Source organism: Brevibacterium sp. Mu109 (assembly GCF_900169375.1).
GTDB lineage: Bacteria > Actinomycetota > Actinomycetes > Actinomycetales > Brevibacteriaceae > Brevibacterium > Brevibacterium yomogidense_A.
In genome coordinates this window covers 53,421-66,698 of the sequence record NZ_FXZF01000017.1, presented here as the reverse complement: position 1 = coordinate 66,698, position 13,278 = coordinate 53,421, and the positions used below count along the sequence as shown (strand labels likewise).

The window sequence follows — 13,278 nt, the reverse complement described above, 5'->3', positions numbered from 1 at the left end:
TGACGCGGTCGATCAGCCGATGAGGCGAGGTTCGCCCGTATCCGCCGATTCCGCTGGGAGGCCGTGGGATTCGAGGACCTCCGCGATCGTTCCGTCCTCGTGCGCGGTCGCGACCCATTCGTTGAGGGCCTCCGTCATCGCATCGTTGTCCTGGGTGTGTGGGAAGGTGATCTGCGCGGGCTCCACAGAGGCGGCGACCCGGTCATCCGACTCCACCGTCTCCACGGTGTACTCGTCGTTGTCCTTGAGCCGTTCGCCCGCAGATCCGAAGCTGTCCAGACCGACGTCGATGCGACCGGCGTCCAGGTCCGCCTGCATCTCCACCGCTGACGGGTAGATCGTGAAGCTGTCCCCCAGCACCTCGTTCATGTCCGTCACCCAGAGGTACCCGTCGACGCTGCCGACGTTCATCTCCTCCATGTCGGCGATGCTCGTGACGCCGTCTGCTGAGATCGATGCCATCGTGTCGACGTAGACCGGATCCCCGAGTCCCACGACGGCGTCGCGCTCCTCCGTGCGATAGAACGCGCCGGTCGCCATGTCCGCCCGGTTCTCCGTGACAGCCGGGATCGCTCCGGCGTACTGGGTCTGCATCCAGTTCACCGATTTGCAGTTCGCCTCCGCGAACGCCGCGACGTAGTCGATGTCGGCGCCCACGGGTTCGCCGTCTGCGTACTGCGTGAACGGCGGCAGCTCTGGAACGGACACGGTGAGCGTCCCGTCCGTGATGGTCTCGAACTCGGACGCCGGCGTGCAGTCCTCTGCGACGTCCGTGTCTCCTCCGGAGCTCTCGCAGCCGCTGAGCACGAGCGCTGCGACGCCGACCGCGCCGGCGTAGGACATGAGCTTCTTCATCGTTCTCTCCTCGTCATTGAGAATCGTGGTGTGTACTACGTCACGTGTTATCGATAACCTTAGACTGAAATTCGGCTGACCCACAAGAAGAGGCACGAAGGATTCCGGGTCCGGCGAGGGACGGAACGGGACGAGGAGAACATGGTGACGAGCAGAGCAGTCCGACTTCAGGCGCCGAAGACGCTGCGGCAATCGACGTTCGACCTGGTGAAGCGCTCCATGCTGGACGGCGAGTACCTCTCCGGGCAGATCCTGTCCGCGAACTCACTCGCGGCGGAGCTCGGGATCTCGAACTCCCCCGTGCGCGAAGCGCTCATGGACCTCACGTCCCTGGGGCTCGTCGAAGTCGTGCGGAACCGCGGCTTCCGCGTGCGGCAGATGACCGAGCAGGATCGGCAGGAAGTGCTGGAGATGCGCAGGATCGTCGAGGTCTCGACGATGGAGCGACTCACCGAACGCGGAGTGTCCGATGACGAGCTCACGATCGCAGACGGACTCGCCCACGACTTCGTCTCGCTCCTGCGCGAGGAGCGCGTGCGCGATCACCTGGACGCCGACCATCGATTCCACATGTACCTGATCGGTCTGCTGGGGAACTCACGCATCTCGCAGACTGTGGAGAACCTCCGCGATCAGACGCGGATCTGCGGAGCATTCGTCGACATCCCGCTCGACACGCTCCAGACGTGTGCCGATGAGCATCTCGATCTCATCGACGCACTGCGATCGCGGGATCGTCTGCTCGTCAGATCCCTCATGGAGCGACAGCTCGAGTTCGCAGCGGCCCGCGGCGCGCTCACGCACGGCGGCGGTGACGCCGCGGCCCCGCTGGCGGTGCCGCTTCGGGCGGACACCGCGACGATCCCACGGTGAACCCCGCTGTCCTCAGGCGATCGTGCGCTTCCTGCCCCGCAGGTCGTCGGGGAAGCGATCGCGGGCGTAGGTGATCGAGTCGTACCCGTGCGGCTCGGGCTGTCCGTCCTCGCCGAGGCCCACGAACACGATCTTGTCGATCGAGAGGATCGTGTCACCGGTGATGATGTTCCGCACCTCGCAGCGCATCGTGAGAGACGTGCGGCCGAAGTGCACACCCTGCAGACCGATCTCGAGGATGTCGCCCTGGGTCGCGGACGACACGAACTCGATCTCTGAGATGTACTTCGTGACGATCCGCTGATTGCCCAGCTGGATCATCGCGTAGACGACTGCTTCATCATCGATCCACCGCAGGAGGCTGCCGCCGAACAGTGTGCCGTTCGCATTGAGGTCCTCCGGTCGCACCCACTTGCGGGTGTGGAAGTTCATCGAGTCGAAGAGGTCCTCTCCGTGGGGACCCTGGTGAGGCTGTGCGTCGGCCATCGTGGACCGACCTCCTTTCAGCATGGCGCACCTGCGCAGTGGGTGCGGACGAGGATGACGTGTGCCAGCGCCGGGCGAGGCGTGGGGGCGGTGTGAGCGAGGACTAGGCGAGGTCGCGGCGCAGGTCCTCTGCGATCGTGAGAGCCGTGGCGGTCTGCGCGTCCGTCGCTCCGTACTCCGGCAGGCAGTCGGTGAGGAGGACGACGACCTGGTCGGCGAGCACCCGGTCTTCCAGCACCGGCACCCGGCGTCCGTCCGCGCGCAGGGCGGACAGGTGGGCGAGTGCCTCACGGATGCGCGTGCGCCGTCCCCCGTCCAGCTGCGGCGTCGACAGGCCCATGACGCGAAGACGAAGGCGGCGGACCTCCTCCAGGAGGGCCGCCGCCGCCATGTCCGTCTTCATCGTCTGCCTGTGGGACCCGTCAGTTCGACCGGAAGTAGGACAGCAGGCGCAGGATCTCGATGTACAGCCAGACGAGGGTCACCATGAGCGAGAACGCGCAGACCCACGAGTACTTCTCCGGGATCTTGTGCCGCACACCCTCTTCGATCATGTGGAAGTCCGCGACCAGCGTGAGCGCGGCGAGGATGACCGCACCACCGGAGATGAGGACACCCAGCGGCATCGACATGCCCAGGATCGTGATCTCCATCGTGCGGGCGTTCATGTCGCCGCCGGAGGCCATCGCGAAGCCGAAGTTCACCAGCGAGAACACCGCATAGCCGCCCACGGCGAGCATGAGGAACTTCATGAAGCGGGGGCTCATGCGGACGATCTTGAACTTGAACAGCGCGAACATCACGAGGAAGACGCTGAGGGTGCCGAGCACCGCCTGCATGACGATGCCGTCGTAGGCGTTCTCGAACATGCTCGAGATGCCGCCGAGGAACACACCCTCGATCGCTGCGTAGGTCAGGATGAGGCCCTTGCTGGGCTCCTTCTTGAACGCGATGATCAGTCCGATCACCAGCGCCACGATCGCAGACGGCAGCGCCAGCATCGGCATGATCCAGCCGACGACCGCGCCGGCCAGCAGAACCGCGAAGCAGAAGGCGGTCTTCATGAGGACGTCGTCGAAGGTCATCGACCGTTCTGCGACGGACGGGGCCTGGTACGACGGTGCGTCGTACATCTGCTGCAGCTGCTCTCCGGACGGAGCGGGGATGCGGTTCTGCTCCTGCCCCGCCCGAATTCCGTCGTTGAGGCCGCGGCGCACGAGCGGATTGCTCATCGGGATCCTTCCCATCGAAGATCGTGTTCCAGTCGAGTCCATTCTATGGATGAACCCTGCATCACTTCACAGAATTCCCGACCCGTGGACCGATCGTGACGGCTGCGTGACCTGCGCGGGGCGCGCAGCCGTCCTGCGGTGCCGGCCCGGGCCGGATCGCTCGGTCAGTACGAGAGCGGCGAACCCGGTCCGAAGGGGATGCCCAGCGCCCACCAGGCGAAGAAGAACGTGGTCCAGCACAGCCACATCGTGATACTCAGCGGGATGGTGAGCGACAGGAGCGTGCCGATGCCGGCGTCCTTCTTGTAGCGCTGCACGAAGCCCAGGATCATGATGAAGTACGGGCTCATCGGCGACACGATGTTCAGTGTGGAGTCGCCGATCCGGTACATGGCCTGAGTGACCTCCGGGCTGATGCCCAGCAGCATGAGCATCGGGACGAGGATGACGCTCAGCAGGGTCCACAGGCCGGTCCCCGACGTGATGAACAGTGCCCCCATCCCCACCAGCACGGAGCCGCCCAGGAGGATCACGAACGGCCCCGCATCGACGCTCTCGAAGAACTGCGCGCCGTTGATGGCGAAGATCTCGCCCAGGGACGAGGCCTTGAAGACGGCGAGGAACTGGGAGGCCGCGAAGAACAGGACCATCACCTGGACGAACGGACGTACGCCCTCGGCCATCATGTTGGGGATCGTCTCCCACTTCCGGATCGAGCCGGTCACCACTCCGTACGCGATGCCGAGGACGAAGAAGCCCACGCCGACGATCGCGGCGATGCCGGCCATGAGACCTGATTCAGGCCCGAAGCCGCCCTCTGCGTCGCGGAGGAACGAGGCCTCCGGCAGCGCCAGGACGATGACGAGACCGATGCCCAGGACCATGGTGATGAGGGCCGCGATCATCCCGCGCTTCTCCGTCGTGGTCGCCCCGCGGGCGAACGACTCGTGGTCGTCCACGCCGTCGTCCGCGTCCTCGTCGACGATCAGCTGCTCGCCGCGCTTGTTGAGGAGGAGCTCCGTCACGAGGGTCACCGCGAACGCGACGACGAACATCGAGGCGAAGTTGAAGTACAGGTTCGCGACCGGGGTGACGACGTACGATTCGTCGATGATCTGCGCCGCAGACGTGGACAGGCCGCCGAGGATGGCGTCGAGCGAGTTGACGAACGGCGCGGCGGAGTAGCCGCCGGCCGTGGCCGCGTAGGCCACCGCGCAGCCGATGATCGGGTTGCGGCCCACCGCCTTGAACGCGATGCCACCCAGTGGGATGACGATCATATACGCGGCGTCCGATGCCATCGACGCCGCGGAGCCCACGAGCGCGACGATCACCGTGACCCACCGCGGCGAGGCGGACCGCAGAGCAGCCTTCATGAGCGCGGGGATGAGCCCGGACTGCTCCGCCACTGCGACACCGAACAGCACGACGAGGACCAGCCCCAGAGCCGGGAACGTCACGTAGTTCGTCACGGCGTTGGACACCAGGTCGCGCAGCGATTCCGCCGCGAAGAGGTTGACCGCGACGACCTCCTCGCCCGTGGCCGGGTTCACGACCGAGGTGCCCAGGCCGGAGAACACCGCGGACAGGATCATGACGAGGAGCGCGAGGCCCAGGAACAGCCAGAATGGATGCGGCAGCCTGTTGCCGGCCTTCTCGATGACGATGAGGGCCCGCATGAGGGGGCCGAGCCGCTCCTCACCTGTCACGCGTGCGGGGCTGGGGCGATCGGCCGTGGAACCGGACACGGTTACTCCTCAGGACGGAGGGCGATGGAGCTGCCCGCACCGCGGCAGGGTGGACCCGAGCACCCGGCGGCGGACAACGGGGTCACTGTACTCGCTGCGATCGCCGCACGCACGCGTCCGACGACGCGCGACGCCCTGCAGCGCACGTGACAACGTGCCCTGCAGGGCGTCGGATCAGTCGCCCGGAGCGGCCGGGTCAGCTCAGTGAGCGGACGGGTCGGCTCACGAGTCGATCTCCCCTCGGATGAAGGCCTCGATCGCAGCGTGCGCCGCGTCGTCGTCCTGCTGCTTCGGGGGCGACTTCATGAAGTACGAGGAGGCGCTGATGAGCGCTCCGCCGATGCCGCGGTCCAGACCGATCTTCGCTGCTCGCACGGCATCGATGATGACACCGGCGCTGTTGGGCGAATCCCACACTTCCAGCTTGTACTCGATCGAGACGGGGGCATCACCGAAGTTGCGTCCCTCGAGCCGCACGAACGCCCACTTGCGGTCGTCCAACCACTCGACGTAGTCGGAGGGGCCGATGTGGACGTCGCGCTCCGCGAGGTCGACGCTGGTGTTGGACGTGACCGCCCGGGTCTTCGAGATCTTCTTCGATTCGAGCCTCTTGCGCTCGAGCATGTTCTTGAAGTCCATGTTGCCGCCGACGTTCAGCTGGTACGTGCGATCGAGCACGACGCCGCGGTCCTCGAACAGCTTCGCCATGACGCGGTGGGTGATGGTCGCACCGATCTGGCTCTTGATGTCATCGCCGACGATCGGGACGCCCGCCGCCTTGAACTTGTCGTCCCACGACTTGGTGCCCGCGATGAACACGGGAAGCGCGTTCACGAAGGCGACCTTGGCATCGACCGCGGCCTGCGCGTAGAACTCCGTCGCCTCCTGCGAGCCGACGGGCAGGTAGCAGACGAGGACATCGGCGCGCGCGTCCCGCAGGGCCTGCGCCACATCGACGGGCTCATCATCGGATTCGACGATGGTGTCGCGGTAGTACTCGCCCATCCCATCGAGCGTCGGACCGCGCTGCACGGTCACACCGGTCGGCGGGACGTCCGCGAGCTTGATCGTGTTGTTCTCGCTCACGTGGATCGCCTCTGCGATGTCCTGGCCGACCTTCTTGCCGTCGACATCGAAGGCCGCGACGAACTCGAGGTCGCTCACGTGGTAGTCGCCGAACTGGACGTGCATGAGCCCAGGGACCTTCTGGGCGGGATCCGCGTCGCGATAGTATTCCACGCCCTGGATCAGCGAACTCGCGCAGTTGCCCAGGCCCGCGATGGCGACCCGAATCGGATTCTCAGCCACAGTCTCGTACTCTCCTCAAAATCTTCAGAATGCCCGAGGGGTGCGAGCACACGCGATCGATCGCGGTGCAGAGCGGATGACCGTCCGGGCGCCAGCTCATCTTAGTCCTCCGTTCACCTGCTGAGCGAACCAGGATCCGAAGGAGGCGCCGTTCTGTTCCTCAGCTCACGACGAGTGGTTCCAGCACCACGTCCGGGTGGGCGCGCTCAACCCCCTGCAGCCGCCACCGGTCGGAGAACAGCGCGAGCAGCTCGCCGTCCGACCGGGACAGCACCTCGACGTTCCGCTCGCGCGACAGGGTCGGCACCGAATCGCGCACGGTGCGCCGTGCGATCGAGAAGTTGAGCCGCTCCAGTTCGCAGGGCGCGTTGAACTCGTTGACCATGCGGTCCTCGGCCACCTCGAACTGCATCGGGCCGACCGCCCCCAGCACCGGCGCCTGGTCGCCGCGCAGGTCGCTGCGCAGCACCTGGATGACGCCTTCGTGATCGAGCTGCTCGATGCCCTTGCGGAACTGCTTGTACTTCGAGGAGTCCTTCGCGCGGATCACCATGAAGTGCTCCGGCGAGAACGTCGGGATGCCCGGGAACACGACCTTGCGGTCCAGGTACAGCGAGTCCCCCACGCCCAGCGCGGAGGCGTTCACCAGACCGACGACGTCACCGGGGAACGCCTCGTCGACCGCTTCCCGGTCGCGCCCGAACACCTGCTGCGCGTACTTCGTGGCGAACGGCTTGCCGGTGTTGGCGTGGGTGACGACCATGCCGCGCTCGAAGACGCCGGAGCACACCCGCACGTACGCCAACCGGTCGCGGTGGTTGCTGTCCATGCCGGCCTGCACCTTGAAGACGAAGCCGGAGAAGGGCGCATCCACGGGGCGCGGCTCCTCGTTCACGTCGGGCCGCGGTTCGGCCGCCGGTGCGATGGCGACCAGGGTGTCGAGGAGCTTGTGCACGCCGAAGTTCAGGACGGCCGAGGCGAACAGCACCGGCGTGGTGCGCCCGGCCAGGTACGCCTCCTGATCGTGGTCCTGCTCCTCCAGCTCCAGCAGCTCCGCCTCATCGACCGCGGTCGTCCACGTCTCGCCCTCGAGCTGCTGCGCAGCCTCCGGAGCGAACGTCTCCTCACCCGCGATGCTGGCGCCGCCGCTGTCGCGCGTGTACTTGGTGTACTCGCCGGTGAGCCGATCGAGCACGCCGCGGAAGTCGCCCGACTGCCCGACGGGCCAGGTCAGCGGCGTCGGCAGCATTCCGGTGCGCTCGTGGATCTCGTCCATGAGCGCGAGCGGCTCGTGGCCCGCGCGGTCCCACTTGTTGATGACGGTGACGATGGGGATGCCGCGGTGCTTGCAGACCTCGAACAGCTTCATCGTCTGGACCTCGAGCCCCTTGGCCGCGTCGACGAGCATGACCGCGCTGTCCACGGCGGACAGCACGCGGTAGGTGTCCTCGGAGAAGTCCGCGTGGCCCGGGGTGTCGAGCAGGTTGAAGACGACGTCGTCGTACTCGAACTGAAGGGCCGCGGACGTGATGGAGATACCGCGCTCCTGCTCCATCGACATCCAGTCGGACACGGTGGAGCGACGGCCCGCCTTGCTGTGGGTCGCGCCAGCCGTGCCGATCGCGCGGGCATGGAGGGCGAGCGCCTCCGTGAGCGTCGATTTGCCGGAGTCGGGGTGCGAGATGACGGCGAAGGTGCGTCGACGCTTCGCCTGCCCGCGGACGGCAGCGGGTGTGTGGGACGAGGATGAGGGGCCAGAGTTCACCGCACCAGTGTAGGCAGGTGGTGTCCAGCGGGAACATCTAGGCTGGTCGCCGTGAGCACAGAGCACGGATCCCCAGCACCCGGTGACGACCGCACGGACGACCACGCGGACGACGAACTCACGGTCGTCGCGCGTGACCCCCACAGGCGCGCCCGCCTGCTCCGATACCTCCCGCTGGTGCTCGCCGCGGTCGTGAGCGTCCCGCTCCTGTGGCTGTCGATCGCGTTCTCGCTCGAGGTGTCCATGATCGCGGTCTACATCCTGCAGCTGGGCGCCGGCGGCTGGGCCGTCTTCGGGGTCGCGCTCATGAGCCTGGGCGGCTTCATCTGCCTCGTGGGAGCGCTCGTCTGCCTGTTCGTCGGATGGCGGCGGGACACGTGGCGCTGGCGGTGGATCTGGGCCGGCGCCACGGTGCTGGCTGCGGGATTCATGCCGTTGCTGGGCCTGGTCACCGGCACCTTCTGGGAGTGATCCCCGCTTGGTAATGGCCCCCGCTCAGGACTGATCCCCACCCTCACATCGCGGTGAGCGCCTTGGCGATCCTCTGCTCCGACACCTTGCCCATGGCTCCCAGCGCCGGGGCGAAGAGGCTCAGCCTGAGCTCCTCCTGCTGGAAGAGGATCGCGTGCCACCCCTCCCCCGGTCCGCCGGCCGGTCTGCCGGGTCCGCTCGCAGCCGCGCCCGCTTCCACAACGGCACCCAGCCGGGCGGCACGGCCCAGACCGGCGACCTCGGGATGCGCCGTCTGCAGCTTCTTCGACACTCCTGCCTCGGACCCCAGGACGCGGTCCATGAGCTGACGGTCGCGCGGCGGCTGGTCGACCATCGCGTCGACGCGCACGTTCGCCGCCTCCACCCACCGCGGCAGCCGCAGCAGCGCGGCCTCGCTGAGTCCGGCGATCGCAGGGGCGGTCCCCATCGCGTCGCGCCAGTCCTTCACGTCCGCGAGGTTCGCGAGGATCACCAGCGACGACGCCTTCGTCACCTTCGTATCGAGCGTCGTCATCCCCGTGAGGGCTGCGATGAGCGCGGGCACCAGCTTCTCGAGCCGAGTCGTGAGTCCGCCCTGCGCGGAGCGGACGAGCGCCTCCGTCTCGGGTGCAGTCCCCGGCTCCCCCGCCGAGGCCGGACCGCCTGCCGCCGCGCTCGCACCGCCCGCGTCGGCTGGGTGCGCGTACGTGCCGTCCGGTCCGATGCCGGCTGCCGCGACCTCCCCGCGCGCGGCGACGCGCAGGACCGCCTCCAGCAGCGCGTCCGAAGTCTTCTGGTGCCCCGCGAGCACCAGCTTCTCCTGCGTGCTCAGGTGCTCCTTCGCATACGCGAGGACCGCCGAGGCGCCGGCCCGCACCCGGTCCACCAACTGCTCCCGCGTGGGCACCGGCTCCCGGGCCGCACGCGTCGACCGTGCGGCTCCCTGCGCCGATCCTCCGGCCCCCGCGCCCGAGGTCCCCTGCCCTGCACGTCCAGCGGCCGGCTGTCCGCGGCCGGCCTGATTGGCCTGACCAGCAGGACCGGACGGTCCGGACGGTCCGGCGCCGTTGCGTCGGGAGCCGGCTGCGGCCTCGGCCGCGGTTCGAGCGTTCCCGCCGCCCGACCGTCCGCCCGCCGCAGCGGACTCCCGGGCGAGCGCCTTCTGCGCCCGCGCGGCCTCGCGTCTGCGCTGATCTGCTTGGAGCGCGGCCAGGTCGAAGCCCTCTGTGAGCACCCGGCGGCCGCGCTGCAGGCGGAAGCGGAGCCTCAAGTGCGCGGGTACTCGCGCCCAGTCGAAGTCGGCGGGTGACACCGTGATCGGATTGCGGTCCTCGAGGCGGCCTCCGCCGCCGCGGGCGGTGAGCTCTGCGGCGAGGACCTCGGGCAGGCTGCCGACTCCCTCCTCATCGGCGGCGCGCAGGTGCGCGAGGATCTCGCGCGCCACATCCGGAGCGGGGACGAAGTACGTCCGCTTCGCCTTGGGCAGGGAGCGGATGAGGGCTGAGACGAAGTCGACCCGCAGGCCCGGCACGTGCCACGAGAACGCGTGGGGGTCGGCGCGGTCCAGGTCGTTCATCTGGATCTCCGCCGTGACCCCGTCGCCTTCGGTGCCCGGCTCGAAGGAGTACCGCAGTTCTGCGCGGGCGTCGTCCTCCGTGTCGTCGCGGGCGGGCAGCACCCAGTGCGTCGGGTAGTCGCGGGCGAGGTCCGCGGTGCGGTCCGCCGCGTCCTCCGCGAGCAGCAGATCGAGCGGCACGTCGAGGTGCGCGGGGTCCTCGCGCCGCTTCTTCCGCCACCACCCGGTGAAGTCGGACGCGGTGAGGACGTCGTCCGGCACCCGTGCGTCGTAGAAGGCGTAGAGGTCGTCCTCGCCCGCCAGCACGCGCCGGTCGCGGGTGCGGGAGGCGAGCTCTTCGGCCTCTGCCAGGGTGCGCGCGTTCGTCGTCAGGAACTCGTGCGTCTCCCGCCAATCGCCCTCCACCAGGGCGTGCCGGATGAACAGCTCACGCGCGACGATCGGGTCGATCCGCGCGTAGGAGACCGGGCGCTCGGCGTAGAGGGTCACCCCGTACAGCGTCGCCTTCTCGTCTGTGACCGCGTGACCGCTCTTCGCGGACCAGCGGGGCTCCGCGTGGGTCCGCTTCACGAGGTCGCCAGCCACGTCGAGGATCCAGTCCGGATCCGCCCACGCGACCGTGCGCGCCCACAGGCGCGACGTCTCGACGAGCTCCGCGGCCATGACGAAGTCCGGGCCCTTCTTGAAGAGTCCGGAGCCGGGGAAGATCTGGAAGCGCGAACCGCGGGCGCCCTGGTACTCGCGTCCGTCCGGCAGCTTCTGCCCGATCATCGACAGCAGGCCGGTGAGCAGGGAGGTGTGGATCGCGACGGCCTGCTCGTCGAACGGGCCGGAACCGGCCGCGCCGCCACCGGAACCGGCACCGCTGCCACGGGACCTTCCCCGCGTGCGCCCGCCCGTCGCCGCGGTTCGCTGCTCGTAGTCCCCGTCAGCACCCGTCTTCCAGGTCACCTCGCCCAGCTGGATGCCGGCGGATCCGGCGATCGCCCGCAGCTGTCCGACGAGGTCCTGCCATTCGCGGATGCGGACGTAGTTGAGGAACTCACCGCGGATCGTGCGGCGGAACTTCGAGCTGGACAGCGTCTGCGACTGCTCGCGGACGTAGTTCCACAGTGCGAGGAAGGACAGGAAGTCGCTCCGCGTGTGGGTGAAGCGCGCGTGCAGCGCATCAGCCTCGCCCCGCTGCTCTGCGGGGCGCTCGCGCGGATCCTGCGTGGACAGCGCGGCGACGATGACTGCGACCTCCGCTCCGCACCCGTTCTGCGCTCCGGCGATGACCATGCGCGCCAAGCGGGGATCGATGGGCAGCGCGGCGATCCTCCGCCCGGTCTCCGTCACGCTCAGCGCGCCGTCCTGCGCGATCCGCAGCCCGCTCAGCTCTGCCAGCAGCGCGCGTCCGTCGCGCACCGCGCGCGGATCCGGCGGCGTGAGGAACGGGAAGTCCGTGACGTCCCTCTCCGTGCGCACGAATCCCAGCGTGGCCATCTGGAGGATGACGCTCGCCAGGTTCGTCCGCAGGATCTCCGGATCGGTGAACTCCGGTCGGGCCTCGAAGTCCGCCTCGGAGTAGAGGCGGATGCAGATCCCGTCGCTGGTGCGGCCGGACCGGCCCTTGCGCTGGTTGGCGCTGGCCTGGCTGATCGGCTCGATCGGCAGCCGCTGGACCTTCGTGCGGTTCGAGTAGCGCGAGATGCGGGCCACTCCGGTGTCGATGACGTACTTGATCCCCGGCACCGTCAGCGAGGTCTCCGCCACGTTCGTCGCCAGCACCACGCGCGGTCGGCCGTGGGGCTGGAAGACGCGCTGCTGCTCCTGCGAGGACAGCCGCGCGAACAGGGGCACGACCTCCCAGTCGGCACCGCGGCTGCGCGGTCCCCTCCGCGTCGCCCGCTGCACGTGGTCGGTCAGCGCATCCGCAGCGTCGCGGATCTCCCGCTCGCCGGACAGGAAGACGAGGATGTCGCCGGGCGCCTCCCCCGTCAGTTCGTCGAAGGCGTCGATGATGCCCTCGACCTGGTCCTTGGGCGTCCTCGAGGCGGCGCCCCCACGGGTGAGGGCCCCCTCGTCATCGTCGTCGCCGTCTCCGCTCGCATCGGCGGTGGGGTCCAGTGGCCGATAGCGGACCTCGACCGGGTAGGTCCGGCCGGACACGGAGATGATCGGGGCATCGTCGAAGTGCTCGCTGAACGCCTCCGGGTTGATCGTCGCAGACGTGATGATGACCTTGAGGTCGGGCCGCTCCTTCAGGAGGCGGGTGAGCAGGCCGATGATGAAGTCGATGTTGAGGCTGCGTTCGTGGGCCTCGTCGATGATGAGGACCTCGTAGTCCCGCAGCAGGCGGTCGTGGCGCAGCTCGGACAGCAGGATGCCGTCGGTCATCACCTTCACGCGGGTGTGATCGGCCACCTGTGACGTGAAGCGCACCTGGTAGCCGACCGTGTCGCCCAGGTCCTCCCCCATCTCGTCCGCCAGGCGGGCCGCCACGGATCGTGCCGCGATGCGACGGGGCTGGGTATGGCCGATCATGCCCGTCACACCCAAGCCCAGCTCCAGGCAGATCTTCGGGATCTGCGTCGTCTTGCCCGACCCCGTCTCGCCGGCGATGACGACGACCTGATGATCGCGGATCGCCTCCGCGATCTCCTCGCGATGCTCGACGACGGGGAGCTCACCGGGGTACTCGAGCAGCGGGTCGCGGGTCGCGCGTGCGGCCCGCTGACGCTCGCGTCGGGCCTCGTGCTGCTCACGGCGCGACCCGCCGTCGGGACGACGACGGTCACCCGCGCGCTTCCGCCGGGGACGGCCTCGGCCGCGGGAGCCCGCACCGTCTGCCGACTGCTTCGCGCCCCTGCGGGCGGGCACAGGCGTGTCGCGGGAGGTGTCGGGCGTCTCAGGGGTCTCGTCTCTCATGGCGAACACCAGGCTACCGGCGTTCGCCCGCGCGTAAGGTTGCCCGATGAGAGG

11 protein-coding genes are annotated in these 13,278 nt (G+C 68.4%); 3 read left to right on the top strand and 8 right to left on the bottom strand.

Annotated features, from left to right (window positions below; genetic code table 11):
* Nucleotides 1–12: 12 nt before the first annotated feature.
* The gene (locus tag BSP109_RS11370) at nt 13–855 is read right to left on the bottom strand and encodes an ABC transporter substrate-binding protein (RefSeq protein ID WP_101600707.1); all 843 of its coding nucleotides are present in this window, start codon (nt 853–855) and stop codon (nt 13–15) included.
* 141 nt (nt 856–996) lie between these two features.
* On the opposite strand from BSP109_RS11370, the gene BSP109_RS11365 reads away from it, so the two are divergent.
* The gene (locus BSP109_RS11365) at nt 997–1,728 is read left to right on the top strand and encodes a GntR family transcriptional regulator (protein ID WP_101600705.1); all 732 of its coding nucleotides are present in this window, start codon (nt 997–999) and stop codon (nt 1,726–1,728) included.
* A 12-nt stretch (nt 1,729–1,740) separates the two neighbouring features.
* On the opposite strand, the gene BSP109_RS11360 is transcribed toward BSP109_RS11365, so the two are convergent.
* The 4 genes from BSP109_RS11360 to BSP109_RS11345 form a co-directional block, all read right to left on the bottom strand.
* On the bottom strand, nt 1,741–2,214 hold the full coding sequence (locus BSP109_RS11360; RefSeq protein ID WP_101600703.1) for an acyl-CoA thioesterase: 474 nt from the start codon (nt 2,212–2,214) through the stop codon (nt 1,741–1,743).
* A 103-nt stretch (nt 2,215–2,317) separates the two neighbouring features.
* On the bottom strand, nt 2,318–2,617 hold the full coding sequence (locus tag BSP109_RS11355; RefSeq protein ID WP_101600701.1) for a hypothetical protein: 300 nt from the start codon (nt 2,615–2,617) through the stop codon (nt 2,318–2,320).
* Between the two features lie 19 nt (nt 2,618–2,636).
* Nucleotides 2,637–3,446 carry a Bax inhibitor-1/YccA family protein gene (locus BSP109_RS11350; RefSeq protein WP_101600700.1) on the bottom strand — a complete coding sequence of 270 codons (810 nt, stop codon included), beginning with the start codon at nt 3,444–3,446 and terminating at the stop codon, nt 2,637–2,639.
* Nucleotides 3,447–3,610: 164 nt separating this feature from the next.
* Entirely contained in the window at nt 3,611–5,194 is a 1,584-nt protein-coding gene (locus BSP109_RS11345) for an AbgT family transporter (protein WP_101600698.1), read from the bottom strand.
* Between the two features lie 24 nt (nt 5,195–5,218).
* On the opposite strand from BSP109_RS11345, the gene BSP109_RS17765 reads away from it, so the two are divergent.
* Entirely contained in the window at nt 5,219–5,344 is a 126-nt protein-coding gene (locus BSP109_RS17765; protein WP_257944665.1) for a hypothetical protein, read from the top strand.
* A gap of 72 nt (nt 5,345–5,416) precedes the next feature.
* On the opposite strand, the gene BSP109_RS11340 is transcribed toward BSP109_RS17765, so the two are convergent.
* Nucleotides 5,417–6,502 (bottom strand): inositol-3-phosphate synthase, encoded by a 1,086-nt coding sequence (locus BSP109_RS11340; protein WP_101600695.1) that lies wholly within the window; start codon nt 6,500–6,502, stop codon nt 5,417–5,419.
* Between the two features lie 160 nt (nt 6,503–6,662).
* Nucleotides 6,663–8,267 carry a peptide chain release factor 3 gene (locus BSP109_RS11335; RefSeq protein ID WP_101600693.1) on the bottom strand — a complete coding sequence of 535 codons (1,605 nt, stop codon included), beginning with the start codon at nt 8,265–8,267 and terminating at the stop codon, nt 6,663–6,665.
* Nucleotides 8,268–8,318: 51 nt separating this feature from the next.
* Between BSP109_RS11335 and BSP109_RS11330 the strand changes: the two genes are divergently transcribed.
* Entirely contained in the window at nt 8,319–8,738 is a 420-nt protein-coding gene (locus tag BSP109_RS11330; protein ID WP_087009394.1) for a hypothetical protein, read from the top strand.
* A 43-nt stretch (nt 8,739–8,781) separates the two neighbouring features.
* Here BSP109_RS11330 and hrpA read toward each other — a convergent pair whose 3' ends face one another.
* On the bottom strand, nt 8,782–13,224 hold the full coding sequence (gene hrpA, locus BSP109_RS11325) for an ATP-dependent RNA helicase HrpA (RefSeq protein WP_101600691.1): 4,443 nt from the start codon (nt 13,222–13,224) through the stop codon (nt 8,782–8,784).
* Nucleotides 13,225–13,278: the final 54 nt, after the last annotated feature.